General features: G+C 65.6%; 21 protein-coding genes. 10 read left to right on the top strand and 11 right to left on the bottom strand.

Going from position 1 to position 25,471, the window contains the following annotated elements:
* Positions 1–65: 65 nt before the first annotated feature.
* The gene (locus ACQR07_RS18720; RefSeq protein WP_434903687.1) at positions 66–2,606 is read right to left on the bottom strand and encodes an ATP-binding protein; all 2,541 of its coding nucleotides are present in this window, start codon (positions 2,604–2,606) and stop codon (positions 66–68) included.
* Positions 2,607–2,617: 11 nt separating this feature from the next.
* Between ACQR07_RS18720 and ACQR07_RS18715 the strand changes: the two genes are divergently transcribed.
* The 5 genes from ACQR07_RS18715 (at position 2,618) to ACQR07_RS18695 (ending at position 6,261) form a co-directional block, all read left to right on the top strand.
* A complete protein-coding gene (locus ACQR07_RS18715) occupies positions 2,618–2,917 on the top strand; it encodes a hypothetical protein (RefSeq protein ID WP_434903686.1) in 300 nt (99 codons plus the stop codon).
* Between the two features lie 34 nt (positions 2,918–2,951).
* The gene (locus ACQR07_RS18710) at positions 2,952–4,163 is read left to right on the top strand and encodes a molybdopterin molybdotransferase MoeA (protein WP_434903685.1); all 1,212 of its coding nucleotides are present in this window, start codon (positions 2,952–2,954) and stop codon (positions 4,161–4,163) included.
* 190 nt (positions 4,164–4,353) lie between these two features.
* Complete coding sequence (gene lexA / locus ACQR07_RS18705; RefSeq protein ID WP_012044524.1) at positions 4,354–5,052, top strand: transcriptional repressor LexA; 699 nt, start codon at positions 4,354–4,356, stop codon at positions 5,050–5,052.
* 310 nt (positions 5,053–5,362) lie between these two features.
* Positions 5,363–5,803 (top strand): hypothetical protein, encoded by a 441-nt coding sequence (locus tag ACQR07_RS18700; RefSeq protein ID WP_434903684.1) that lies wholly within the window; start codon positions 5,363–5,365, stop codon positions 5,801–5,803.
* Positions 5,804–6,003: 200 nt separating this feature from the next.
* Positions 6,004–6,261, top strand: coding sequence for a hypothetical protein (locus tag ACQR07_RS18695; RefSeq protein WP_434903683.1), 258 nt, complete (start codon positions 6,004–6,006; stop codon positions 6,259–6,261).
* Here ACQR07_RS18695 and ACQR07_RS18690 read toward each other — a convergent pair.
* The gene (locus tag ACQR07_RS18690; RefSeq protein WP_434903682.1) at positions 6,216–8,504 is read right to left on the bottom strand and encodes a ComEC/Rec2 family competence protein; all 2,289 of its coding nucleotides are present in this window, start codon (positions 8,502–8,504) and stop codon (positions 6,216–6,218) included. The two genes, ACQR07_RS18695 and ACQR07_RS18690, sit on opposite strands and share 46 nt — an antisense overlap.
* Positions 8,505–8,643: 139 nt before the next feature.
* On the opposite strand from ACQR07_RS18690, the gene ACQR07_RS18685 reads away from it, so the two are divergent.
* Together ACQR07_RS18685 and ACQR07_RS18680 are read left to right on the top strand one after the other, a co-directional pair.
* Positions 8,644–8,856: a hypothetical protein gene (locus ACQR07_RS18685; protein WP_434903681.1), complete on the top strand. Its 213-nt coding sequence runs from the start codon at positions 8,644–8,646 to the stop codon at positions 8,854–8,856.
* Between the two features lie 57 nt (positions 8,857–8,913).
* Positions 8,914–9,609: a hypothetical protein gene (locus ACQR07_RS18680; RefSeq protein WP_434903680.1), complete on the top strand. Its 696-nt coding sequence runs from the start codon at positions 8,914–8,916 to the stop codon at positions 9,607–9,609.
* Between the two features lie 50 nt (positions 9,610–9,659).
* Here the strand turns inward: ACQR07_RS18680 and ACQR07_RS18675 are convergent, their stop codons facing one another.
* The gene (locus ACQR07_RS18675) at positions 9,660–11,348 is read right to left on the bottom strand and encodes a glutamine--tRNA ligase/YqeY domain fusion protein (RefSeq protein WP_434903679.1); all 1,689 of its coding nucleotides are present in this window, start codon (positions 11,346–11,348) and stop codon (positions 9,660–9,662) included.
* A gap of 136 nt (positions 11,349–11,484) precedes the next feature.
* On the opposite strand from ACQR07_RS18675, the gene gltX reads away from it, so the two are divergent.
* The 3 genes from gltX (at position 11,485) to ACQR07_RS18660 (ending at position 15,654) form a co-directional block, all read left to right on the top strand.
* Entirely contained in the window at positions 11,485–12,909 is a 1,425-nt protein-coding gene (gltX, locus tag ACQR07_RS18670; RefSeq protein WP_434903678.1) for a glutamate--tRNA ligase, read from the top strand.
* A gap of 315 nt (positions 12,910–13,224) precedes the next feature.
* Positions 13,225–14,529, top strand: coding sequence for a citrate synthase (gene gltA / locus ACQR07_RS18665; RefSeq protein WP_434903677.1), 1,305 nt, complete (start codon positions 13,225–13,227; stop codon positions 14,527–14,529).
* Positions 14,530–14,976: 447 nt separating this feature from the next.
* On the top strand, positions 14,977–15,654 hold the full coding sequence (locus ACQR07_RS18660; protein ID WP_434903676.1) for a phosphatase PAP2 family protein: 678 nt from the start codon (positions 14,977–14,979) through the stop codon (positions 15,652–15,654).
* A gap of 95 nt (positions 15,655–15,749) precedes the next feature.
* On the opposite strand, the gene lpxB is transcribed toward ACQR07_RS18660, so the two are convergent.
* The 8 genes from lpxB to dxr form a co-directional block, all read right to left on the bottom strand.
* Positions 15,750–16,946 (bottom strand): lipid-A-disaccharide synthase, encoded by a 1,197-nt coding sequence (gene lpxB / locus ACQR07_RS18655; RefSeq protein ID WP_434903675.1) that lies wholly within the window; start codon positions 16,944–16,946, stop codon positions 15,750–15,752.
* Positions 16,943–17,800 carry an LpxI family protein gene (locus ACQR07_RS18650; protein WP_434903674.1) on the bottom strand — a complete coding sequence of 286 codons (858 nt, stop codon included), beginning with the start codon at positions 17,798–17,800 and terminating at the stop codon, positions 16,943–16,945. Before ACQR07_RS18650 ends, lpxB begins: the two co-directional genes overlap by 4 nt.
* Positions 17,801–17,805: 5 nt before the next feature.
* The gene (lpxA, locus tag ACQR07_RS18645; protein WP_434903673.1) at positions 17,806–18,621 is read right to left on the bottom strand and encodes an acyl-ACP--UDP-N-acetylglucosamine O-acyltransferase; all 816 of its coding nucleotides are present in this window, start codon (positions 18,619–18,621) and stop codon (positions 17,806–17,808) included.
* 30 nt (positions 18,622–18,651) lie between these two features.
* Positions 18,652–19,110, bottom strand: a complete 459-nt coding sequence (gene fabZ / locus ACQR07_RS18640; protein ID WP_434870113.1) for a 3-hydroxyacyl-ACP dehydratase FabZ — start codon at positions 19,108–19,110, stop codon at positions 18,652–18,654.
* Entirely contained in the window at positions 19,110–20,177 is a 1,068-nt protein-coding gene (gene lpxD, locus ACQR07_RS18635) for a UDP-3-O-(3-hydroxymyristoyl)glucosamine N-acyltransferase (protein ID WP_434903672.1), read from the bottom strand. The genes fabZ and lpxD overlap by 1 nt, the downstream gene beginning before the upstream one ends.
* Positions 20,178–20,312: 135 nt before the next feature.
* Positions 20,313–22,871, bottom strand: a complete 2,559-nt coding sequence (gene bamA / locus ACQR07_RS18630; protein ID WP_434903671.1) for an outer membrane protein assembly factor BamA — start codon at positions 22,869–22,871, stop codon at positions 20,313–20,315.
* 172 nt (positions 22,872–23,043) lie between these two features.
* A complete protein-coding gene (gene rseP / locus ACQR07_RS18625) occupies positions 23,044–24,195 on the bottom strand; it encodes an RIP metalloprotease RseP (RefSeq protein WP_434903670.1) in 1,152 nt (383 codons plus the stop codon).
* A 39-nt stretch (positions 24,196–24,234) separates the two neighbouring features.
* The gene (gene dxr / locus ACQR07_RS18620) at positions 24,235–25,458 is read right to left on the bottom strand and encodes a 1-deoxy-D-xylulose-5-phosphate reductoisomerase (protein ID WP_434903669.1); all 1,224 of its coding nucleotides are present in this window, start codon (positions 25,456–25,458) and stop codon (positions 24,235–24,237) included.
* Positions 25,459–25,471: the final 13 nt, after the last annotated feature.

Genomic DNA, 25,471 nt, shown 5'->3' with positions numbered 1-25,471 from the left:
TCGCGCCCTACACTGCCCGCAACCGGGGTTGCACGCCGGTCAGCACCGATCTGTCGGACGCCCCCTTACTCCAGCAGATCTGCGGACTCACGACGGCGGCCGGCATGACGGCCGTGTCTGCTCCAGTGCAGGATCGCTTCGTAGAGACGATTGGGCTGGATCGGCTTGGTGAGGAAGTCGTCCATGCCGGCGGCGACGCACAGCGCGCGCTGGTTGGCCAAGGCGTTTGCCGTCAGTGCGATCACCGGCACGTCGGCCGCATCGCTGCCGAGATCGCGGATCATCCGCGTGGCCGTGACGCCGTCCATTTTCGGCATCTGCATGTCCATCAGCACCAGATCGTAGCGCTTGCGCTGAACGGCCTCGACGGCGTCGCGGCCGTTGCCGACCATGTCGGCCCGATAGCCCCGCTTGGCAAGCAGCCTTGCGATCAGATTACGATTGATGTCGTTATCCTCGGCGACGAGGATTTCGAGCACCTCGTTGTCGTCGGGCAGTTCGGGCGCGAGCGGCGCAGCCTCCACCGTCTCGGGCGAAGCGAGGCCGCAACGGACGGTGAAGCAGAACCGGCTGCCTTGTCCTTCGACGCTATCGAAGCCGATCGTACCCCCCATGATCTCGGACAAGCGCTTGCAGATCGCCAGTCCAAGACCGGTGCCGCCGTAGCGGCGCGACACCGAGGTGTCGGCCTGGCTGAACGGCTGGAACAGCCGCTCCTGCGATTCACGAGTGATGCCGATCCCGGTATCGGCGACCACGATGCTGAGTTGGACCTGATCGTCTGGAAGCCATTCATGCGAAGCCGTGATCGTGACCGATCCGCGCTCGGTGAATTTGAGCGCGTTGCCGACCAGGTTGAGCAGGATCTGGGAGATCCGGTGGGGATCGCCGCGGAGCCGGCGCGGCGTCTCCTCGGCGAGCGAGGCCTGCAGCGCAAGACCCCGTTCTCTCGCTTTCGGTCCCATGAGCGCCATGACGCTGCCGACGACGTTGTCGATGTCGAAATCGATCGCTTCCGGGGTCACCTGACCGGCTTCGAGCTTCGAGAAATCGAGAATGTCGTTGACGACGGTCAGCAGATTGCGCGCCGAGAGCTGGGCGATATCAGCGAGTTCCTTCTGCTCGTGATCGAGCTTGGTGTCGGCCAGCAGCCCGATCATGCCGATCATGCCCGTCATCGGCGTGCGGATCTCGTGGCTCATGACGGCGAGGAAGTCCGACTTGGCGCGGCTCGCCTCCTCTGCCGCGTCCTTGGCCGTGGAGAGCGCCTCGCTCGTCGCGATCAGTTCGTTGCGCTGCTCTTCCAGGCGGTTTCGCGTCTGTATCAGCTCAGCGAGCCGCTCGTCGAGCAGTTCCGCCGCGCGGACACGCTCGGTGATGTCCTCATGGACCGAAACCCAGCCACCATCGGGCGTCGTCGCGCGCTTCACGGCGATGGTACGCCCTCCTTCGAGCCGCACCGTGTCGCTGTTGGCGCCGAGATCGAACTTGATGCCGCGCTCCCTGGAAAGCTGCGCAAAGCGGCTCAAGGGGGCGCCGGGGCGATACTCCTGGGGGTCCAGATCATACAGCTCGGCCACGCGCCGGTTCGAGATGATGAGCCTGTTGTCGGCACCGAACACGCTGAGCCCGTCCGGCATCGCATCGATGGCAACGGCGAAGCGCTCGTTGGACTCGCGAAGCTCGGTGGCCTGGGCCGCGAGCTTTCGGGTGGTCCGCCAAATGAGGGTGCCAAGCAGGATCATCATGACGATGATCGCCCCGGCCTCGACCATGCGCCGGATGGTCGACTGCCACCAAGGCGCCAGCATTTCTTCGACGTCGTGCGCGACAGCAACCAAGATCGGTAAACTGCTGCTCTGCTCGTAGCTGTTGAAGCGTCGGACGCCATCGGTCGATGACGTGATCTCGAGACTGCCGACCGGAGTGCGCTTGAGCTCCTGGAAGAGGCCGCTCTGCTTCATGTCGCGGCCGACATTGGACTCGGCGTAGGGCCGCCGTACCAGCAGCGGCCCGTCCAGCGACGCCAACAGGATCGCGCCATTCCGGCCGACGTCCAGCCGCTGATAGAAATCCTGGAAATATTGCGTGCCGAGCGCCGCCACCACGACGCCGCCGAAGCTGCCGTCGGGACGGTTGAACCGCCGCGTGAGCGGAATGATCCATTGATTGCTGGCTCGCCCACGAATCGGCGCGTGCAGGCGCACGCCACGGTCCGGGGAATCGCGATGATAGGCGAAGAAGTCGCGATCCGCGTAGTTCACGGTGCCCTCTTCGGCGATCGAGCTGACCAGCAGCGTGCCCTCCTGGTCGACCACCAACAGGTTGACGAGCTGCGGCATGCGCTTCAGCTCGTCGATGAACCAGGCCTTGAGACGCCTGCGGTCATCCCGATCCGGCGGACGATGCTCGAGCGAGGACACGGTCCCCGTGAGAAGTGCGTCGGCCGTGCGAAACGTCAGTTCGGCGTGCTGAAGCAGAGAGCTCGTGAGATTGACGGTGTCCTTCTTTCCGTCGGTGAAGATGGCCTCGCGCAGCCTCACCGCGCGCGATACCTCGACGGCCACGAAGGCCGCGCAGGCGAGCGCGATCAGCGCGGCGATCAAGAGAGGGGTGGTTGACCAGCTGCGTCCTGCTGCGTGATGTTCCGCGCGAGGCATTCCGTTTGAGTTCCGCCGTCCGGGTTGAGCTTCAGGCAGAGATTCGCGAAGAATCGTTCTCAAACACTGAACTACAACCCGAGGCAGCAGGCCGGCCCGTTGCGACGGCCAGCAATTTCGGCTTCTTTCGAGCCGAAATCGGCTCAAACCGGCTGGTGCCGGACCACACCGTAGCACTACGGTCGCGTTGCACTGGGCGCGCGGGCAATCGAACCAACGCCGGCGCCGCGCTTGGCCACGACAGCGCCATTGGCTAGAACGCCCCCCACGATCGCTTTCAAAGGAACTCCAATGGCCTTGATGCCGGTATCCGATGCATTGACCGCGGTGCTCGCAGGCGCCGAGCCGCTGGCTGAGGAATTGGTGTCGCTGGACGATGCCTTTCACCGCATTCTGGCGCGCGATCTGGCAGCGCTGCGGACGCAGCCGCCCGAGGCCATGTCGGCGATGGACGGCTACGCCGTGCGCGCTGTCGACGCGGACAAGCCGCAGGCACGGCTGAAGGTGATCGGCGAGGTCGCGGCGGGTCGGCCGTTCGACCGCGTGGTGGGACCCGGCGAGGCCGCTCGCATCTTCACCGGCGGCGTCGTGCCTGATGGCGCCGACGCCGTCGTGATCCAGGAGGATACGATTGCGGGCGACGGCCACGTCGTGATCACGGAAGCCGCGATCAAGGGCCGGCACATCCGGCCCGCCGGCGTCGACTTTCATCAGGGCATGGTGCTGCTGAAGGCCGGACGCCGGCTCAGCGATCGTGACCTGTCGCTCGCCGCCAGCATGAACCATCCGGCGCTGCCGGTGCGGCGACGGCCGACGGTGGCGCTGCTCGCCACCGGTGACGAGCTGGTGATGCCGGGCTCCGAGCCCGGCCCGGGTCAGATCGTCTACTCCAACGGCTACGCGCTGCGCGCGCTGGTGCGCGCCGAAGGCGCTGCAGCGGTCGATCTTGGCATCGCGGCGGATACGCTCGAAGCCACCGTCGCGGGCATCCGCCGGGCGCGCGAGTCGGGCGCCGACATCCTGATCACGACGGGCGGCGCCTCGGTCGGGGATCACGACCTGGTCAAGCAGGCGCTGGAGGCCGAGGGCGTCGAGATGGCGTTCTGGAAGATCGCGATGCGGCCGGGCAAGCCGATGATGCATGGCCGGCTCGGCGGCGTCAGGGTGATCGGGCTGCCCGGCAATCCGGTGTCGTCCTATGTCTGCGCGACCCTGTTCCTGGTGCCGCTGATTCGGCGCCTGCTCGGCCGCGACGAGCCCCAGCTCCCGCGCGAAACCGCGCTGCTCGGCCGCGAGCTCCCCGCCAACGATTCGCGCGAGGACTATCTGCGAGCCCAGCTCGACGAGCGCGCCGATGGTACACTGGTCGCAACGCCTGTGACGCAGCAGGATTCGTCTCTGCTGGGGAATCTTGCGCTATCGCAGGCTCTTTTGATCCGCCCGGCCTTCGCGCCGAAGGCGCCCGCCGGCAGCGTCTGCGAGATCCTGCGCCTGCCGAACTGACCCTTCTCCCCGTCAAAGCCCGGGTCATTCATCATATTTTTAGGATTGCGGAACACACATCGAACATATAGTGTCCGTTCATGATTTGTTTTTAGTATGTTGCGGGCGACGCGAATACGAACGTCCACTTCCGGCTCAGGGACGCAAGGGCACGGGACTTGGACGACAACAAACTGGGGACCAGGTCGAGATGCTGACGCGCAAACAGTACGAACTCCTGCGGTTCATCAACGAACGGCTCAAGGAAGCGGGCGTGCCGCCCTCGTTCGACGAGATGAAGGACGCGCTCGATCTGCGCTCGAAGTCGGGCATTCACCGCCTGATCACGGCGCTGGAGGAGCGCGGCTTCATCCGCCGGCTGCCCAACCGCGCCCGCGCCATCGAGGTCATCAAGCTGCCCGAGCTGTCGCAGGCGGCCAGCAACCGCCGCGGCTTCACGCCCTCGGTCATCGAGGGCAATCTCGGCAAGGTCCGCACCTCGACGCCGGCGCTCGATGACGGCGAGCGCCCGGTCGCCGTGCCGGTGATGGGCCGCATCGCCGCCGGTACGCCGATCGAGGCGCTGCAGACCCGCAGCCACACCATCAGCGTGCCCGCCGACATGCTCGGCAATGGCGACCACTATGCGCTGGAGGTGCGCGGCGACTCGATGGTCGATGCCGGCATCCTCGACGGTGACATGGCGCTGATCCAGCGCAACGAGACCGCCGACACCGGCGACATCGTGGTGGCGCTGATCGATGACGAGGAAGCGACGTTGAAGCGCTTCCGCCGCCGCGGCGCATCGATCGCGCTGGAGCCGGCCAACACCGCCTACGAGGTGCGCATCCTGCCGCCGAACCGGGTCAAGATCCAGGGCAAGCTGGTCGGACTGTATCGCAAGTACTGAGCGCAGCGACCTCGCGTGCTGGACATGCACGATCGATCGGTGGCGCGGTGCTGTGATCTTCGCCGCCGAACGACGTGAGACGCAAAGAAAAGAAGCAAGACACGAAACTGAGTCGCGCGCGAATGCACTTCAGGATGTGCAGCGCGGTATCCTCAAACGCTTGTGATCGCGGCCACCCGCATGCCGTGCAGATCAGCGCAGAATTGCCGCGAAGCGCGCGCTAACATCTCCTCGATGTCCACTCTGATAGAGGCCTGCGCCTGTCCGGGGGGAAGCGTGGGTCGGCTATCTCTCAGCGAGGAGCGATCCGATGTGTGACTACAGCCTCCATGCCGTTGCGTCCCGTCCCGCCAAGGTCGGCGAGACGCTGATCTCGACGACGTTCCGCGGCACCGCGACCCGCGGCTTCGCCAGCGAAAGCGAGCCGACCGTCGCGGTCTGCATGCTGCCCGGCACCGAGCTCGCCTTCGCCGAGGACGTCCGCTACGACAGCCGCTGGCTCTGGACCCGGACGATCCGCGAGCGCGTCGCCAAGTTCAACAGCATCGAAAAGCACATTCCCGATCGCCACCACGACGCCGTCGAGTTCGCCGACGGCCGCCACGTGCTCGTGACGCAGCTCTGCGAAGGCCAGCGCGTCACGGTGCTGCAGCTGCCCGTCACCAAGCAGCCGGCCGAGCGCGGCCCCGGCATGACGAACGATACGCCGACCCCGCAGACGACTCCCATCCGCCGCATCAGCATCACCTGAGCTGAGCGGCGCAGGCGTCACGCGAGAGCAGTATGCGTTTTGGTTCGATCGAACAGCAGTCGCGGTGCCGTTGACCTCTCTCCGACGGGGAGAGGTGAACTGAACTTGCGGTACGCGCTTTGATTCGACGAGAAGGCATCACGCTCTGGCGACAGGAACGGTGTCCCTCGACCGGCGTTGTGGCCGCCGGGGGTATTACCGTGGTCAACAAGATCGATTGGAACCAAGCTGGCCGGATCATCGAACCCGGCCGCTACAGGCTGGCGTTGGGATGGTTGACGGTCACGGCTGACGACGTTGCCATCTGGCAGCGCGATCCCGCGGCGTCGTTCACGCTCGTCGAGGTCTCCTCGCTGTTCGACGGGCTTGACGGCGCCGAGTATCATCTCGGCACGTTCGAGCTGTCCGGACCTCAATCCTCCACGCCCTGCTCGGTCTCCGGCGGCGTCGCGTCCTGACTGCGCGGCGGCGCGCGCGGTGTCAGCGTCGGATCGAAGTCGCTGGCCTCGGCCGGCGCCGGCCACCATGGACGGTCGGTGCCATAGGCGCGCGCCGGCGTGACGTCGAAGCGCGTGCCCCGGCGCACCAGCATCAGCGCGCCCTGCTGGCGCAGGCGATGGCGGTCGATGACAGCTGCGGCACAGTTCGACGGTGCGGCGCGCGCCGCCACCACCAGCGCCGCACGCGCGCAATCGTCGGCCAGCGCATCGGCGCGCAGCGCCATGGCGACGAAGCGGCCGTCGGCCATCGCCACTACGCAGCCGGCCTCGTCGCAGGACACGCCGTCGCCGAGCGCGGCATCGGCCGGCAGCCGCGCATCGGCATCGGCGGCGAGCCACTCCCGCGTGACGAACACGTCCTTGCCGGTGCGCATCACGTGCAGCCGCCCGTCGCCGCCGCGGACGGCGACCGCGCGGCCATCGCCGGAGACGAGAATGTCGGGCTGCGGCGTCGCGACGGCCCACATGGTGGCCGCAGCGAGCGCGACGGCGCCGGACCAGCGTAGCGGCGTCCGCAGCAGGCCGATCAGGACCAGCCCGAGGCTGGCCACGATCAGCGGGCCGATGCCGAACGCGGTGATGCGTCCGACCGCGCCGGGCAGCGCCGCCACCCAGCGCGTCACCGCGATCATCCAGTCGATGCCCCAGCCCATCAGCGACCACATTGGGCCGTCGAGGCCGAACGGCGCCGCCAGCAGCCCGAGCAGGCCCGCAGGCATCACCAGCGCTGACACCACCGGCATCGCCGCGAGATTGGCCAGCACGCCATACGGCGTGACGCGATGGAAATGGAACGCGGCGTAGGGCGTGGTGGCGAGCCCCGCGATCAGCGAGGCCAAGAGCAGCATCACGAGTTCGCGCCCGCCCCACAGCGCGATGCGCTGGGTGGCCGACGAGTCCGGCGTCGCGAACAGCCGGGGCATGCCGAACTGCACCAGCGCGACGAGGCCGAGCGTCGCCGCGAACGACATCTGGAAACTCGGATGCACCAGCGCTTCGGGCGCTGCGATCAGCACGATCATCGCGGCCACCGCAAGCGTGCGGAAGGTGACGGCGCGGCGGTCCACCATCACGGCGATCAGCACGACGGCCGTCATGAAGAACGATCTCTGCGTCGCGACCTCCGCGCCCGACAGCAACAGATAGAACGCCGCCGCCACCAGCGCCGCGGCCGCCGCCCATTTCTTGATCGGATGGCTGACGGTCAGGCCGGGAAACAACGCAAGCAGCGCGCGCACGGCGAAGAACACGACGCCGGCGACGACCGCCATGTGATAGCCGGAGATCGACAGCACGTGACCGAGGCCGGAGATGAACATCGCGTCGTTGACGTCGGGCGTGATGGCATCGCGCCGCCCGGTCAGCAGCGCGGTGGCGATGGCACGCTCGTCGCCGTCGAGCCGGGCGCGGATTCGGGCATCGATCGCGTCGCGCAGGCCCTGCATGACCGCGGCATAACGCAGGCCGAAGCCGGCGGCTTGCGGCGGCGTCAGCGTCGTGATCGCGCCCATGACGAAGCCGGAGGCGCCGATGCCCTGGAAGAACATGTCGCGCGCGAAATCATAGGAGCCGGGCCGCACCGGCGCGAGCGGCGGCAGCAGCCTCGCCTTCATCTGCACGAAGCTGCCGACGTCGGGCGCCGTGCCCTTGCGCACCGCCAGCCGCACGCGCGCCAGCGTGATGGCGCTGCGCTGGCTCTCCATCGCAGTGACGCGCAGCACGATCCGGTCGCTGCGCTCGCGGATGTCGCGCGCCTCGACGAAGCCGGACAGCGCGACCGAATACAGCGGCCGCGCCAGCACCGGATGCGCAACGCGGGCGGTCTTGGCGGTGGCCACCGCAAAACCCGACGCCGCCGCCGCGATCATCACGACCGCCGGAAACAACCGGTGCCGTCGCATCAGCACCGCGACGAGGCACAGCGCGAGCGCAGCGGCAGCGCTCACCCACAGCAGCGGCTCGTGATCGGCCGAGAAGTACACCGCGATGCCGGCGCCGAAGGCAATGGGCACCCAGGGCAGCAGCCGCCCCGCACCGGCCTCTTCCCGCGCCCATTGCTTCAGCCGGGCCGCGAAGGACGACCATGCAGGCAAGCCGATCGCAGGCAGACCGCCGGCGAGCGCGCCGCGCGGCGGCCAGACATCGGCCATCACGCCCGCGATCCCGCGACGCCATCCTGGCGGCCGCTCCAGCCCCGCCATCGCCCACACCACCCGCTACCCGCACTGGAACGAGGCTACCCAAAGCTGCGCAAACGCGCCTAGCGGAACGGAACGGGAATCCTGGAATTCTGCACGGCCGAGCGATGGAACTTTTTGCACCGCACGCGCTTATCTGGGTATGGACGCTCCCGACATTGACGACCCCTTCGCCGACCTCGATCTCGAGAAGGCCATCCACCTGCGCTGGACGCTGCGCGACATCAAGGCGAACCGGCTCACCCTCTCACCCGTGTCCGACGAGGATCTCGCGATGCTCAGCGAGCGCGGCCTCGTCGCGCTCAGCGACGGCCTGCCGACGCTGACGGACGCCGGCCAGGATGCGATCGGCTAGCGCGCGTCAGGCCGTCAGTCGAACGAGTTGCACGCGAGAATTGCAATTGCGCCAGAGATGGCCACCGCCGATGTCTGGCGCTGTCATCTGGAATCGGTCGGAATTGGAACTGGGGGAGCTGCACTGGGCGCGATCGGCGCGCCGGGTTTCCCGGCTCGTGTGCCCATGAGATTGCTCGGATTCGCGCTCCTCGCCCTCACCGTCGGCCTTTTCAGTCCCGCCTCTCGCGCTTCCGCGCAAGCTCCGGACGATATCCTCGTGGCCAAGGAGCGTCAGGAGCACCCCGACTCCGCCGTGCTGATATTCAATGTGTCGATGATGAAGGACGGCAAGCCGGATTGCTTGCCACTCGGCATCGACCTGAAGCCCGAACAAGGGCGTACACAGCGGATCGACGTCAACGTGGTGCGCATGCAAAGATTCAACGGCACTCCCCGCTGGGGTGCGCTGGCGCCACTGCCGCCGGGCACGTGGACCGTCGTTCAGGTGAGCTGCTACAAGCACGACTTCAACGGCCAGCTCATGCGGATCAAGCTCGCACCGGGTGAGATCGTCAATGCAGGGCACGTCGTGGTCAACCGTGTCCTTGTCGATCCGGGCGACTGGTGGAGCCGCGGGCCGAAATACGCCACGCGCATCAAGTTCGAGGAGCTGCCGGCCGACACCGTCGAATCGCTGAAGACGCGCGGGCCGGAAACCTTCGCCCGGGCCAAGCGGCGCACCTTCGAGATCAACCCCGCTCTGCTGCGTTAGCACACACAGGCCGTGCCGCACCGAGGCGGCACGGATCCTTCTTCATTTGTTCACCCCTTCGCGACTTCCTTCGCGAAGGTGTCGCGCAGGCCGATCGTGCGGTTGAACACGAGCCTGTCCGGCGTCGAATCCAGATCGCGCACGAAGTAGCCCTGGCGCTCGAACTGCATCGGTTCGGTCGAATTGCTCTCGGCGATCGAAGGCTCGATGCGCGCGTCGGTCAGCACCTCCAACGAGTTCGGGTTGAGGTCGGCGGTGAAGTCGGCCGCGTTCGGGCTCGGGTTGGCGAACAGCTGATTGTAGATGCGGATTTCGGCAACACGTGACTGCGCCGCCGGCAGCCAGTGCATGGTCGCCTTGACCTTGCGGCCATCAGGCGCGTTGCCGCCCTTGGTCGCCGGATCATAGGTGCAGCGCAGCTCGACGATCTCGCCAGCATCGTTCTTGATGACCTCGCGGCACTTGATGAAATAGGCGTAGCGCAGCCGCACCTCGGAGCCCGGCGACAGGCGGAAGAACTTCTTCGGCGGGTTCTCCATGAAGTCGTCCTGCTCGATGTAGAGCTCGCGGCCAAACGCGATCTTGCGCGTCCCGGCAGAGGGATCGTCGGGATGGTTGATCGCCTCGAGCTCCTCGACCTGCCCTTCCGGATAATTCTCGATCACCACTTTCAGCGGCCGCAGCACCGCCATGCGGCGCTGCGCCGTGCGGTTCAGCTCCTCGCGGATGCAGAACTCGAGCATGCCGACGTCGACGATGCTGTTGGCCTTGGCGATGCCGATGCGCTTGATGAATTCGCGCACCGCCGCTGGCGGCACGCCGCGCCGCTTCAAGCCCGCGACTGTCGGCATGCGCGGATCGTTCCAGCCGGAGACGTGGCCGTCCTGCACGAGGCGCGTCAGCACGCGCTTCGACAGCAGCGTGTAGGTCAGATTGAGGCGTGCGAACTCGTACTGGTGCGGATGCGACGGCACCGGCAGCTTGTCGAGGAACCAGTCGTAGAGCGGCCGGTGATCCTCGAACTCCAGCGTGCAGATCGAGTGCGTGATGCCCTCGATCGCATCCGACTGGCCGTGCGCGTAATCATAGCTCGGATAGATCTTCCAGGTGTCGCCGGTGCGCGGGTGGTGGGCGTGCAGGATCCGGTACAGCACGGGGTCGCGCAGATTGATGTTGCCGGCGGCCATGTCGATCTTGGCGCGCAGCACACGCGCGCCGTTGGGAAATTCGCCGGCCTTCATGCGCCGGAACAGGTCGAGATTCTCCTCCACCGAACGGTCGCGGAACGGGCTGTTCTTGCCGGGCTCGGTGAGCGTGCCGCGCGACAGCCGGATCTCCTCCTGCGTCTGGTCATCGACATAGGCGAGCCCGGCCTTGATCAGGCCTTCTGCCCAGTCGTAGAGCCGCTGGAAATAATCCGAGGCATAGAACAGGTTGTCGCCCCAGTCGTAGCCGAGCCAGCGCACGTCGGCCTGGATGGAATCGATGTATTCCTGCTCTTCCCTGGTCGGGTTGGTGTCATCGAAGCGCAGATTGCAGCGGCCGCCGAACTCCTGGGCAATGCCGAAGTTGAGGCCGATCGACTTGGCATGGCCGATATGCAGGTAGCCGTTCGGCTCCGGCGGGAACCGGGTCACGATCGTCTTGTGCTTGCCGCTGTCGAGATCGGCCTGGACGATGTCGCGGATGAAGTCGCGCCCTGCCTCTGCCGTCGCCGCCGTATCTGTCGTCGTGGTCATCAAGAATATCCTGCTCCGGAATTTGCCAGCCTATCTGCCAAATCCGCCTCCCCCAAGGAAGGCTTTAGTTATGCGATAGGCCTGCTATACACCCCCCGCCCTTCATAGCCCTTGCCTGGATTTCGTGCTGCCGCCCATGACCTCCCCGATCGTCACGCGCTTTGCCCCCTCCCCGACCGGCTTTCTCCACATCGGAGGCGCCCGGACGGCCCTGTTCAACTGGCTGTATGCGCGCGGCCGCGGCGGCAAGATGCTGCTCAGGATCGAGGACACCGACCGCGAGCGGTCAACGACGGCGGCGATCGACGCCATCCTCGACGGACTGAAATGGCTCGAGCTCGATTGGGACGGCGACGTCATCTACCAATATAGCCGCGCCGCCCGGCATCGCGAGGTCGCCGAGCAGCTGCTCGCCAGCGGCATGGCGTATCGCTGCTATGCCACGGCCGAGGAGCTGACCGCGATGCGCGAGAAGGCGCGCGCCGAAGGCCGCACCCGGCTCTATGACGGCCTATGGCGCGACCGCGATCCGAAGGAGGCGCCCGAGAGCGTCAAGCCGACCATCCGGCTGCGCGCCCCTCTGACCGGCGAAACCGTGATCGAGGACCAGGTGCAAGGGCGCGTGGTCTGGCAGAACGAGAACCTCGACGATCTCGTGCTGCTGCGAGGCGATGGCAATCCGACCTACATGCTGGCGGTGGTCGTCGACGACCACGACATGGGCGTGACCCATGTGATCCGCGGCGACGACCATCTGATCAACGCCGCGCGCCAGAAGCAGATCTACGATGCGCTGGGATGGACGGTGCCGTCGATGTCGCACATCCCGTTGATTCACGGACCCGACGGCTCGAAGCTGTCCAAGCGCCACGGCGCGCTCGGCGTCGATGCCTACCGCGCCATGGGCTATCTGCCGTCGGCGCTGCGCAATTACCTGGTGCGGCTCGGCTGGAGCCATGGTGACCAGGAGATCTTCTCCACCGAGGAGATGATCAACGCGTTCGACCTGCCGGCGATCGGCCGCTCGGCGGCGCGGTTCGACTTCGCCAAGCTGGAAAATCTCAACGGCCACACCATCCGTCACAGCGATGATGCCGCCTTGGCGCGCCAGTTCGAGGACGTGCTGAACTACGTGCCGAACGGCGCAGCACTGAAGGCCAAGCTCAACGACGCCACCCGCGCCCAGCTCACCCAGGCGATGCCGAGCCTGAAGGAGCGCGCCAAGACGCTGCTGGAGCTGATCGACGGCGCCGCCTTCATCTTCGCCGACCGGCCGCTGCCGATCGATGCCAAGGCGGCCGCCCTGCTGACGCCGGACAGCCGTGCCCTGATCGGCCGGCTGCACGACGCGCTTGCCGCGGTCGAGCCGTGGAGCGGCCCGGCCACGGAAGCCGCGCTGCGTGCGTTTGCCGACGCCAACAATCTCAAGCTGGGTGCCGTCGCCCAGCCGCTGCGCGCGGCGCTCACCGGACGGACCACCTCGCCCGGCATTTTCGACGTCCTGGCGATCCTCGGGCGTGACGAATCCCTCGGCCGGCTCAAGGACCAGGCCACCTCATAAGGTCTGATACCGCCCATCTTGCAGCGCACAGGGCAATACGATACGCATTTTGTGCGCCACAGCTGGTGCCCCCGGCTTTGACATTCACGATACGTTGCGGCGGGCTCGTTCACGGATGTCAGGGGCTGAAGGACACTAGTAAGTATAAGATTCCAGTACGGTTTCGGATTTGACGGTCGCTTAAGGTGTTCGCAGCAAGGTTCGATGCGAAGTGACGCGAATGTCAAAGCCGCCGTACTAGATTAAAGTCCACCCGCCCTGCCATCTCTCGCAAAGAACAAGGGCCAAGCCTAACGATCGCATCGGGGACAAACGATGGACGCCAAATCCGCAAGCAAGACCGCGACCCTCACCGTCGGCAATAAGAATTTCGATCTTCCGATCCTGAGCGGCACGGTGGGCCCCGACGTCATCGACATCGGCAAGCTCTACGCCCAGGCCGGGATGTTCACCTATGACCCCGGCTTTACCTCCACCGGCAGCTGCCAGTCCAAGATCACCTATATTGACGGCGACGCTGGCGTCCTGGAATACCGCGGCTACCCGATCGAGCAGCTCGCCGAGAAGGGCGACTTCCTGGAGACCTGCTACCTGCTGCTGTACGGGGAGCTCCCGACCAAGGCGCAGAAGGACGATTTCGACTACCGCATCACCCATCACACGATGGTTCACGAGCAGATGGCCCGGTTCTTCCAGGGCTTCCGCCGCGATGCCCATCCGATGGCGGTCATGGTGGCCTCGGTCGGCGCGCTGGCTGCGTTCTACCACGACTCGACCGACATCAACGATCCGAAGCAGCGGATGATCGCTTCGATGCGGATGATCGCGAAGATCCCGACGCTCGCGGCGATGGCCTATAAATATTCGGTCGGCCAGCCCTTCGTGTATCCGAAGAACTCGCTGTCGTTCGCCGGCAACTTCCTCAACATGTGCTTCGCGGTGCCGTGCGAGGACTACAAGATCAACCCGGTGCTCGCCGACGCGCTCGACAAGATCTTCATCCTGCACGCCGACCACGAGCAGAACGCCTCGACCTCGACGGTACGTATCGCCGGCTCCTCGGGTGCCAACCCGTTCGCCTGCATCGCCGCCGGCATCGCCTGCCTGTGGGGTCCGGCGCATGGCGGCGCCAACGAGGCGGCGCTGAACATGCTGGCCGAGATCGGCACGGTGGACAAGATTCCCGAGTTCATCGCCAAGGTGAAGGACAAGAACAGCGAAGTCCGCCTGATGGGCTTCGGCCATCGCGTCTACAAGAACTACGATCCGCGCGCCAAGATCATGCAGAAGATGTGTCACGCGGTGCTGAAGGAGACCGGCCACGGCGACGACCAGATGCTGAAGGTCGCGATGGAGCTGGAGAAGATCGCGCTCAGCGACCAGTACTTCATCGATCGCAAGCTGTACCCGAACGTGGACTTCTATTCGGGCATCACGCTGAAGGCGATGGGCTTCCCGGTCTCGATGTTCACCGTGCTGTTCGCGGTCGCCCGCACCGTCGGCTGGATCAGCCAGTGGAGCGAGATGATCGAGGACCCGCAGCAAAAGATCGGCCGTCCGCGCCAGCTCTACACCGGCGTGACCACGCGCCAGTACGTCGACCTCGACAAGCGCGGCTAATCGAAGCCAACCAAACCAAAACGATAGATGGCCCGTCCAGCACGCTGGGCGGGCTTCTTATTTGTTGTTTTGCGGTCGGATGCTTCGGCGCCGAAGCTTGTGATACGCTGTAGGGTGGGCAAAGCGGCCGCCGAAAGGCGGCAGCGTGCCCACCGTCGATCAGCGAACCAATCAGCAAGACGGTGGGCACGACGCCATTGCGATCTCGCTGATGGATGCAGCATGCCCGCGTCTTTGCCCACCCTACGGCACCATCGCCTGGAAAGAGCGCCTTCGATGTCGACGCTACCCGAACGAGGCTGCAGACCCATTCACACGCGCGATGCCGCTCCGACCGGGCCACGCGCCCCGCTGGGTTAACCACGATCGGATGTTGCGCTTGCCGCCTATTGCCGCAGTTTGCGAGTGATTGTTATCGCGGGTTTACATTCAGGTTTGGCTAAGGAGATGACCGGCAATTTGGATCAGGAGCTGCTGCTTGGGTTGAACGCGCTCGCCGGAACGCATGCCGGTTTCTATGAGCTTGCGACCAATTCCCTGTTCAGAGGGTTCCCGATATTCGGCTCGCTCGTCGCGCTGTGGTTCGTCGACGATTGCGCCAAGCGCCGGAGCCGAATGCTGGCAGGACTGTTCGGAGTCTGCCTGGCGACGGTCCTGTCCGTCTGGATGCAGTTTCACGTCTTCGTCCACACGCGGCCCCTTCTGGATCCAGCGCTGCATCTGAACTCCGTCGCCGTCCCCTGGAACTGGGACCGCCAGAGTTCGTTTCCCAGCGACACCGCGACGTTGTTCTTCGGCCTTGCGACGGTGGTGTTGATCGAAAATAGATTCGCTGGATGGCTCTGCTTTTTTTGGGCGACTGTCGTCGTTGCGCTATCCAGGGTCGCCTTTGCGTTTCACTATCCAAGCGATGTCGCCGGCTCGCTGGTTCTGGGCGTGGCATTCGTCGTGCTTTTCACCAGGCCTCCGTATCCGCGCGTCGTGATCGAACGGATCCTCGTTGCGCTCGGCAACCGCATGTACCTCGTGCACGCATTCCTTTTCGTCTTTTTGGCCGAAGCCTCGAATCTGTTCTTGAGCTTGGAACAGCTCGGAAAAGATCTCGTGCGAATGGTGCACTCTTAGAGCTTCGAGCCGTGAAGCGCCGGCCGGCTGCGACTTGAGTAGCGATACACGATACAAGTCCCGATTTCGCCCACCTTGCAGCTGAGGCCAACTCATCAGGACACGTCCCGATGTCCCCCGCGCATCGTCGCCAGCACGATGTCGGCAGCGCGCACGCTGGGCGGGACGCCGCCGGTCGACATGATGTCGTCGAGCCGGTTGAACGCCGCGACCTGGCGGGTGCGGATCGGGCCGTCGCCGAGGACATCGATCAGCGCCGGCGCGAGATTGTCGGCGGTGCAGGCCTCCTGCAGGAATTCCGGAATCACGTTCTCGCCGATCACGAGATTGGCGAGGATCACGGAGGACACCTTGATGAGACGGCGGAAGACGAACGCTTCGACCTCGCCGATGCGATAGGCGGTGACCATCGGCACGCCGGAGATCGCGAGCTCGAGCGTCACGGTGCCGGACTTGGCGAGCGCGGCATGGGCGCTCCGGAAGGCGGCGCGCTTCTCGGCCTCTCCGGTGACGATGACGGGCACCACCGGCCAGTTCGCCACCCCTGCCCTGACGGCGGGTTCGAGATGCGGCGTGGTCGGCAGCACGGCCTCGAAGGCGATGCCCTGCGCCTGCAGGCGGCCCAGCGTATCACCGAACACCGCCATGTGGCGTGCGATCTCACCGCGGCGGCTGCCCGGCAGCACCAGCAGCACCGGTGGCTTGGCGTCGCGACGCGCCTGCTCGGCCGGGTTCGGCCGCAGGCTCGCAAGCTGCTCGATCAGGGGATGGCCGACATAGGTGCAGGGCGGCCCGCCCAGCCGGCGGAATGCCTCAGGCTCGAACGGCAGCAGGCCGAGGACGTGATCGATATAGCCGCGCATCGTCCTGGCGCGGCCCGGCCGCCACGCCCACACGGTCGGCGCGACGTAGTTCACGATCGGGATGGCAGGATCGCGGGCGCGAACCCGCTTGGCGACGCGCTGGGTGAAATCGGGGCTGTCGATGATCACGAGCACGTCGGGCTGGCTGGCGACGACGGCGTCCACGGTGCCGCGAAGCAGGCGCAGGATGTTCGGCAGCTGCTTCAACACCGCGGTGAAGCCCATGATCGAGAGCTCCTCGATCGGAAACAGCGAGGCGAGGCCCTCGCCGATCATGCCGCGTCCGCCGACGCCGGAGAATTCGACGCCATCACCGAGCCGCTGGCGCAGCACCTTCATCAGGCTGGCGCCGATGCGATCGCCGGACTCCTCGGTCGCGACCAGGCAGATCCTGCGGATGGCTGGGCCGGCCGGAGGTCGCGCCGTCACGCAGCAACGCCCGTGATGAACACCCCGGCGCGATCGGCCGCCGAGACCGTCTCCTGCGGGTCGGCGAGCAGCGTATGCGCCGCAGCGACGGCGACGCCGGCGAGACCCGCGGCCGCAACTCCTTCGATGGTGCGCGGGCCGATGGTGGGCAGGTCGTAGCGGAGGTCCTGGCCGGCCTTGGGCGCCTTCACCAGCACGCCTCGTCCGGCCGCGGCCCGGATGCGGCGATCGGCACGCAGCCGCGCCACGCGGGCGAGGAGCCCATCGGTGCCTTCGATATCCTCGAGCGCCACGACATGGCCGTCGATCACGACGACCGCCTGCCCGACGTCGAACGGGGCCATCGCGCGCAGCACCGCCATCCCCTTGGCGATGTCGCCGGTCAGCAGATCGTTGGGCCGGCTGCGCGTCAGCCGCCCTTCGGGAACGAGCAGGTTGGGCGCGACGTCCTTGACCCCGAGCATGCGGAAGCCGTGGCGTTCGAAGATGCGCCCGATGCCCGACAGCAGATGATCGTCACCGCCGCGGAACGCCGACCAGATGTAGGGCAGCTCGCGCAGCGTCCCCCAGTCGAACCGGATCTCCGACACGGCGGGACGAACCAGGTTGCCGATGAACAGCAGATCACGGCAGCCCTCGGTCTTGAGCAGCCTGAGCGCATTGCCGAGCTGCCCGAGGCCGATCCAGTGATGGCGGAACCGTTCTACCTGCCCGGGATCGCAGATGCCCTTCAGCGCGAACAGCAGCGGGGTCTGGCCGCGCGCGACGATCTCGGCGGCCACCGCAAACGGCAGCACGCCACCGGCTGCGATGATGCCGACAGGCGGGGTCGTCTCGATGGCCGATCCGCCCATGACCGTCAGAGCTCGGCAGCAGGCGCCGATCGGCCGATCTCCGGCAGACACAGCGCGCGATGACGGCCACCATCGATGAAGGCCAGGATTTCGGCGATCGCCGGATCCTCGCCAGCGAGCGGCCGCACGGCTGCGAGGCGATCGGCAAACACGCCGGGACCATGGAACAGCTTCTGATAGAACGCGCGCACCGCGGCGAGCCGCTCGCGGGTGAACTTGCGGCGCTTCATGCCGATGACGTTGAGGCCTTCCAGCGCGGCATACTGGCCGTTGACCAGACCATACGGGATGATGTCGCCGCGCACGCCGCAGACGCCACCGACCATGACACCATGGCCGATGCGCGTGAACTGATGCACTGCGGAGAGGCCGCCGATGTAGACGGCATCGCCAACCTCGACATGGCCGCCGAGCGTCGCCGACGTCGCGAAGATCACGTTGTTGCCGACCACGCAGTCATGGGCGACATGGGCGTTGTTCATGAAGAACCCGCCGTCGCCGACCCTGGTGAGGCCGCCGCCCTTGGTGGTGCCGATGTTCATCGTCACGCCTTCGCGGAAGGTGCAGCCGGAGCCGATCTCGAGCCGATGCGGCTCGCCGCGATAACTGAGATCCTGCGGCGCGCCGCCGAGCACGACGAAGGGCGAGATCACGTTGTTGTCGCCGATCGTGGTGTGGCCCATGATCTGGACGTGACTGATCAGTGTGCAATTGGCCCCGATCACGACGTTGGGGCCGATCATGCAGAACGGCCCGATGACGGTGCCGTCGCCGATGATGGCGCCATCCTCGACGCGGGCGGTGGGATCGATCTTACTCATCTCGACGCAATCAACTCTTTGCCAGCAACGTCAGTCGGTCAGCATCGCGCCGACATCGGCCTCGGCGACAACCACGCCGTCGACCTTGGCGTCCCCATGGAACCACCACATCGCCTTGCGCCGGCCGATCGAGCGCATGTGATACTCGATGGTCTGGCCAGGCAGCACCGGCTTGCGGAACTTGCACTTGTCGATGGTGAGGAAATACACCGCGCGCGGCTTTTCGGTGCCCTCGACCGACTTGATGCCGATCACGCCGGCGGTCTGCGCCATGCCTTCGATCATCAGCACGCCCGGATAGACCGGCCGCTCCGGGAAGTGGCCCTGGAAGCACGGCTCCCCGATCGAGACGTTCTTGACGCCGATGCCGCTGTAATCGGCGCGAATGTTCTTCACCCGGTCGATCAGGAGAAACGGGTAACGGTGCGGAAGCGTCTTGAGAATCTCGTTGACGTCGATGTCCGCAAACCTGATGGGTGACTCCTCCATCACTCCTGTCCTTCGTCCTTGTTCGCTGCCGCTTGATCACGCACCAGCCGTTCCACCGCAAAGATCTCGCGAAACCACTGCTTGGTCGGCTTGGCGAACAACCCGCCCCACCGTCCATTCGGCGGGATGTCGTCCTTGACGCCGCTCATCGCGGTCACCTGCGCGCCGTCGCCGATGGTGACGTGGTTGTTGATGCCGACCTTGGCCCCGAGCGCGACGTTGTCGCCGATCGTGAGGCTTCCTGCCAGTCCGATCTGCGCCGCCAGCAGGCAATGCCGTCCGATCGTGACATTGTGGCCGATCTGGACCTGATTGTCGATTTTGGTGCCCTCGCCGATGACAGTGTCGCGCAGGCTGCCACGGTCGATGGTGGTGCCGGCGCCGACCTCGACGTGGTTCTGGATCAGCACCCGCCCGGTCTGCGGCACCTTGGTGTGCCCGTTCGCTCCGAAGAAGATGAAGCCATAGCCGTCCTGGCCGATGCTGCAGGCCGGATGGATCAGCACGTCGTTGCCGATCAGGGCGCATTGAATGACGGTGCGGGCGCCGACGTTGCAGTCGCGCCCGATCTTGACGTGCGGCCCGATCACGGCGCCGGCGCCGACGATGGTTCCTGCCCCGATCTCGACATGGGCGCCGATCACCGCCAGAGGCTCGACGATGACGCCATCCTCGAGCCGCGCGGTGGGATCGATGATCGCCTGCGGCGAGATCCCGTCACAGCCGAACCAGGATAACGGGCGCAGCGAGTCGGCGTGCATCTCGCGCGCCAGCTGCACGAAGGCACGAAACGGCTGGTTGGCCCTGACGATTGCGACGTGGGCCGGCACCCGGGCCTCGAAGCGTGGGCTGACCAGACAGGCGCCGGCCTTGGTGCGCGTCAGCTGGTCGGCGTATTTGAGGTTGTCGAAGAAGGCCAGGTGCATCGGGCCGGCCTCGTCGAGCGCAGCCAATCCCTTGATCACCTGCTCGCCGCGCGAGGGATCGACCAGCGTGGCCTTCACGGCCGCCGCGATCGCAGCCAGCGTCGTCGTCGGAGGGGGCTGGAAGAAGGTCGGCTGAGCCATTCCGCTGTACTCTCAGGACAAAAGTACTCTTAGGACAAAAAGTCAGAGCCCGGCTCCGGTCTCCCGGAACCGAGCTCCCATCTCTTACACCGGTGCGGCGGCTCTACGCCAATCCGGTTTTGGACGATCCAAGGCTTAGAACGAGGTGCCGCCGCCGAACCGGAATTCCTGCGTCCGGTCGAACTGGCCCTTGGTGAGCGGGATCGCGTAGTCGAAGCGCAGCGGACCGAACGGCGACGCCCACACCAGACCCACACCCACCGAGCTGCGAACCGTGTTCTGGTCGTTGAACTGCAGACCGAGGCAGGTGCCGGCACTGGCAGGCGTCGTACCGGTTGCGCGCTTTGGAGGGGTACAGCCCGCGGTATTCGTCTCACCCGTCAGCGCCCAACCCGTCGTTCCCTGGTAACCCCACAGGCCGCCGGCGTCGGCGTAAACGGCACCCTTCAGGCCCACTTCCTTGGGCAGGAACCAGAACGGCATCTGCAGTTCGAGAGAGGCGCCCCAGTACTTGGTGCCGCCCAGAGCGTCCTGTGTGCCGAACGGATTGATGTCACGCGGACCAATGCCGTTCGGTGCGAAGCCGCGGACCAGGTTCGGACCCATCTGGAAATGATCGAGCATGCGCAGTTGAGTATTGCCGATCTTGTTCAGGATGCCGCCCTGAAGGTGGACGATGCTGACGATGTCCGACACCAGCGGGGTGAAGTACTTCGCGTCGAACGCCGACTTCAGATACGACACGTCGCCGCCAACACCCGCGAAGTCCTGCTTGAAGTCGACGAGCAGACCGTCGGTCGGGTTCTTGTTGTTGTCGAGCGTGTTGTAGTTCAGCGTGTAGCCGAGCGACGAGGTCAGCGTGGCGCCCTTCGCCAGCTCCTGGCGAACCGGGAGCGAAGCCTCGCCGTCGGAGAAGCACCCGAGGCCACCGGTCGCCGCAGAGATCGTCTGAGCGGCGACATTGCCCGGGTTAGCATTGATGAAAGCGGGCGTCGGGTTGAAGGGCAACGTGCTGCCGCCACCGCCATTGTTACAGTTCGACAGCGTCGTCGGCAGCTGGATCTCCTGGCGGTAGAGCGAGTAGCGCACCTGCAGGGACAGATCCTCGCGCAGCTGGAAGCCGAGCCGCGGGCTGAAGCCGATCGTCTTGGTGCCGTACGAGATGAAGTTGTTGGCGAGCTGCTGGCGCTGATAGAGATCGAGACCGAGCGCGACGCGGTAGTCGAGCAGATAGGGCTCGACGAAGGACAACGAATAGCCGCGCGCGAACTGGCCGTAGGTCACCGACGCCTTCGCGAACAAGCCCCGTCCCAGGAAGTTGCGCTCGGCGATCGACACCTCGGCTAGCGCGCCGTCGGTGGTCGAATAGCCGCCCGAGACCGAGAAGTCGCCGGTCGACTTCTCTTCCAGGGAGACGACCAGGATGACGCGGTCGCTCGACGAGCCCGGCTCGGTCGTGATCTTAACATCCTTGAAGAAGTCGAGGTTCTTCAGGCGGCGCTCGGCACGATCGACCAGGGCGCGATTGTAGGCGTCGCCCTCGGAGATGTCGAACTCGCGGCGGATGACGTAATCGCGGGTCCGGGTGTTGCCGCGAATGTTGATGCGCTCGATGTAGGTGCGCGGACCCTCGTCGACGGCGAACACGACGGATACCGTGTGCGCGTCGAAATTGCGGTCACCGCGCGGACGGACCACCGCGAACGCGTAGCCGCGCCGCGAAGCCTCGATCTGCATCTCCTCGACCGACTTCTCGAGGCTCTCCACGTTGTACAGCGAGCCGACGTTCACGCGGGAGAACGAGCGCAGCGAATTGGCGTCGAGCGTCGCAATCGAGGACTGGAAGTCGACGGAACCGACCCGGTATTGCTGGCCTTCCTCGATCTTGAAGGTGACCAGGAAGCCCTTGCGCTCGGGATCATATTCGGTGAGCGCCGCGACGACCTGGACGTCGGCATAGCCGTTCTTCAGGTAGAACCGGCGGATGAGGTCGCGATCGGCCTCGACCCGGTCCGGATCGTAGACGTCGCCGGAGCCGAGGAAGCTCAGCAGATTGGTCTCGTGGGTCTTGATCACGTCCTTCAGACGATAGGACGAGTATGCGTTGTTGCCGACGAAATCGATCGACTTCACGCCGGTCTTGACGCCTTCCGCGATCGTGAAGATCAGGTCGACGCGGTTGTTCGGCTGTTCGATGAATTCCGGCGTGACGCGAACGTCATAGCGGCCCGAACGGCGATAGATCTCGGCGATGCGCTGCGCGTCGGACTGCACCATCGGCTTCGACAGCGTGCCGCGCGGCTTGGACTGCACCTCGGTGGAAAGCTGCTCGTCCTTGACCTTCTTGTTGCCCTCGAACGCGACGCGGCCGATGACGGGGTTCTCGACGACGGTCACGACCAGACGCGCGCCCTGGCGGTTGATCTTCACGTCGGAGAACAGGCCGGTCTCGATCAGCGCCTTGAGGCCGTCATCGATACGGCCGGCATCCAGCGTGCCGCCCGGGCCGGGCTTGAAATAGGAGCGGATGGTTTCCAATTCGACGCGGCGGTTGCCCACCACTTCGATCGCGTTGACCGACTGCGCAGCAGCTGGCGACGACAAAACCACATTCGCCAGCGGCAGAGCCACCGGAACGGCGAACATGATAGAGGCGGCCAGCAAGCCCCCCCGCACCCGCAATCCGAACTTCATGCGCTATGCGCCCTTATTCCGATGCCGGTTTGGTACCCCTACCGAACCGACAGATTCCCATTTGTCGTTCGCTTGTAGCCAATTTGAACCCTATGGCAAACGCCGGATGTCTCCGAATTTCCAAATTCGTTTCAAAACGTTGCCTATCGGCCACGTCGTAAAAATGCCTCGTTCAAGAGCCGGCGAGATGAAGGATGTCGTTATAGGTGGCGAACACCATCAGCATCAGGACGAGCCCAAGCCCGATTCGGAACCCCATCTCCTGCGCGCGCTCCGACAATGGGCGGCCGCGGACCGCCTCAACCCCGTAAAACAACAGGTGTCCGCCGTCGAGCAGCGGAACCGGGAACAGGTTCAGGAGGCCGATCGACACCGACAGCGTCGCGCAGAGCTGCACAACGAACTGGAAGCCCAGGCTCGCCGCCTGTCCCGAAAGTTGTGCGATTCGAATCGGGCCGCCGACGTCGCCGGCGCTCCCGGCGCCCGCGAATAGCGAAGCAATGAACTTGAAAGTTGTAGCGATGATGAACCAGACCTGCTCGAAGCCGATCTTGATCGATTCGAAGAACCCCACCGGGATCGAGCGCGATTCGTCAGGCTTGGCGTTGTACTGGATGCCCAACACGCCGATTCGGTGGCTGTTGCCGAACAGGTCCTTGACCTCCTTCAGCGCCGGCGTCGCCTTCAGCGTGAGTTCCGTGCCCTCACGCTTGATCAGAAAGGACAATTCGGTGCCGGCACTGACCGAGACGATGCGCTGCATATCGGCGAAGGTCTCGATCGCCCGGCCGTCGATGGCGGAGATCACGTCGCCGCTCTTGAAGCCCGCCGCGGCTGCGACGCTGTCCGGCTGAACCGCATCGACCCGGGGCGTCGTGTTCGGCTTGCCGAAATACAGCGCCATGCCGGCAAAGATGATGACGGCGAGGATGAAATTGGCGATCGGGCCGGCCGCCACGATGGCGGCGCGCTGGCTGACCGTCTTGTGATGGAAGCTGTCGGCCCGCTCCTCAGCGGTCATCTTGGCGAGCGCATCGGCCGACGGGGTGGACGCCTCGGACTCGTCGCCGAAGAACTTCACATAGCCGCCGAGCGGAATCGCCGAGATCTTCCAGCGGGTGTTGTGGCGGTCGTTGAAACCGATCAATTCCGGACCAAATCCGAGCGAAAACGTTAGGACCTTCACGCCGGCCCAGCGCGCGACCAGGAAGTGGCCGAGCTCGTGGAAGAAGACGACGATCGTCAGCACGAACAGGAACGGGACGATGGTGCCGAGCAGGCCGCTGCTCAACGTATTGAAAATGTGGTGGAAAAATTCGGACATCCCATAACCTTCCCGCGAGCCGGCGGCTCGCTCAACCCTCTAAGATGCTTTTGCGGCGATTTGAGGCAAGAGGCTAGCCGCCCTTTTTCGCGCATCATGGTCAATGGCGATGGCGTCGTCCGCCGAGCCAAGAGGTGCCTGATTACCTGATCTGGCCCAATGCTCGAGCGTCGCCTCGACGAGGCGGGCAATGGCGCCGAAGCGGATCTGCCCGCCGATGAAGGCCGCCACCGCGACCTCATTGGCCGCGTTGAAGACCGTCGTCGCGCCACGGCCGGCACGGAGCGAATCGTAGGCCAGCCGCAGCCCCGGGAACCGCTCGAAATCGGGCGCCTCGAACGTCAAGGTGCCGATCTTGGCGAGGTCGAGCCGCGCCGACGGTCCCTTGATGCGCTCCGGCCAGCCGAGGCAGTGGGCGATCGGGATGCGCATGTCGGGCGCGCCGAGCTGGGCGACAACCGACCGGTCGGAGAACTCGACCATGCCGTGGACGATCGACTGCGGGTGCACCAGCACGTCGATCTCGTCCGGAGACAGTGCGAACAGGTAGGACGCCTCGATCACCTCGAGGCCCTTGTTCATCATCGAGGCCGAATCGATCGTGATCTTTTGCCCCATGCTCCAGTTCGGATGCTTGAGCGCCTGCGCCAAGGTCGCCTGCTCGATGTCCTTGGCCGCCCAGGTCCGGAACGGACCACCCGAGGCGGTGATGATGACCCGGACCAGCTCCTCGCGATTGCCCGAGGACAGCGCCTGGAACAACGCGTTGTGCTCGGAATCGGCCGGCAGGATGCAGGCGTTGGCCTGGGCGGCGCGCTGCATGAAGAAATCGCCGGCACAAACCAGGCATTCCTTGTTGGCGAGCGCGACGGTCGCGCCGCGGTCGACCGCCGCCAGCGCCGGCTTGAGACCGGCGGCGCCGGAGACGGCGGCCATGACCCAGTCGGCGGGACGTGCGCCCGCCTCGATGATCGCGCTCTCCCCGGCCCCGCATTCGATTCCAGTGCCGGCGAGCGCCTCGCGCAACTCGCCCAGGCGAGCCGGATCGGCCACCGCCACGTACCGGGGATTGAACTCGCGGGCGAGCTTGGCGAGCCCCTCGATGTTGCTGTTGCCGGTCAGCGCCTCGACCCGGTAGCGCTCCGGCGCCCCGCGCAGGAGGTCCATGGTCGAATCGCCGATCGAGCCGGTGGCACCGAGCACGGTGATGCTGCGCACCTCCCCCGCCCCGGCCTTGTTGTTCCGCAATGGCACTGCACTCATGTTCTCACCAAAC

The organism is Bradyrhizobium sp. HKCCYLS20291, assembly GCF_051167715.1.
Taxonomy (GTDB): Bacteria; Pseudomonadota; Alphaproteobacteria; order Rhizobiales; family Xanthobacteraceae; genus Bradyrhizobium.
This window is presented reverse-complemented; position numbering and strand designations above follow the sequence as displayed.

Bases quoted from the DNA above. Each gene is read 5' to 3' on its own strand.
- ACQR07_RS18710 (WP_434903685.1), top strand. From the start codon at position 2,952: ATGGCCTTGATGCCGGTATCCGATGCATTGACCGCGGTGCTCGCAGGC.
- lexA (WP_012044524.1), top strand. From the start codon at position 4,354: ATGCTGACGCGCAAACAGTACGAACTCCTGCGGTTCATCAACGAACGG.
- ACQR07_RS18700 (WP_434903684.1), top strand. From the start codon at position 5,363: ATGTGTGACTACAGCCTCCATGCCGTTGCGTCCCGTCCCGCCAAGGTC.
- ACQR07_RS18690 (WP_434903682.1), bottom strand. From the start codon at position 8,504: ATGGCGGGGCTGGAGCGGCCGCCAGGATGGCGTCGCGGGATCGCGGGC.
- ACQR07_RS18685 (WP_434903681.1), top strand. From the start codon at position 8,644: ATGGACGCTCCCGACATTGACGACCCCTTCGCCGACCTCGATCTCGAG.
- ACQR07_RS18680 (WP_434903680.1), top strand. From the start codon at position 8,914: ATGGCCACCGCCGATGTCTGGCGCTGTCATCTGGAATCGGTCGGAATT.
- ACQR07_RS18675 (WP_434903679.1), bottom strand. From the start codon at position 11,348: ATGACCACGACGACAGATACGGCGGCGACGGCAGAGGCAGGGCGCGAC.
- gltX (WP_434903678.1), top strand. From the start codon at position 11,485: ATGACCTCCCCGATCGTCACGCGCTTTGCCCCCTCCCCGACCGGCTTT.
- gltA (WP_434903677.1), top strand. From the start codon at position 13,225: ATGGACGCCAAATCCGCAAGCAAGACCGCGACCCTCACCGTCGGCAAT.
- ACQR07_RS18660 (WP_434903676.1), top strand. From the start codon at position 14,977: ATGACCGGCAATTTGGATCAGGAGCTGCTGCTTGGGTTGAACGCGCTC.
- ACQR07_RS18650 (WP_434903674.1), bottom strand. From the start codon at position 17,800: ATGGGCGGATCGGCCATCGAGACGACCCCGCCTGTCGGCATCATCGCA.
- lpxA (WP_434903673.1), bottom strand. From the start codon at position 18,621: ATGAGTAAGATCGATCCCACCGCCCGCGTCGAGGATGGCGCCATCATC.
- fabZ (WP_434870113.1), bottom strand. From the start codon at position 19,110: ATGGAGGAGTCACCCATCAGGTTTGCGGACATCGACGTCAACGAGATT.
- lpxD (WP_434903672.1), bottom strand. From the start codon at position 20,177: ATGGCTCAGCCGACCTTCTTCCAGCCCCCTCCGACGACGACGCTGGCT.
- bamA (WP_434903671.1), bottom strand. From the start codon at position 22,871: ATGAAGTTCGGATTGCGGGTGCGGGGGGGCTTGCTGGCCGCCTCTATC.
- rseP (WP_434903670.1), bottom strand. From the start codon at position 24,195: ATGTCCGAATTTTTCCACCACATTTTCAATACGTTGAGCAGCGGCCTG.
- dxr (WP_434903669.1), bottom strand. From the start codon at position 25,458: ATGAGTGCAGTGCCATTGCGGAACAACAAGGCCGGGGCGGGGGAGGTG.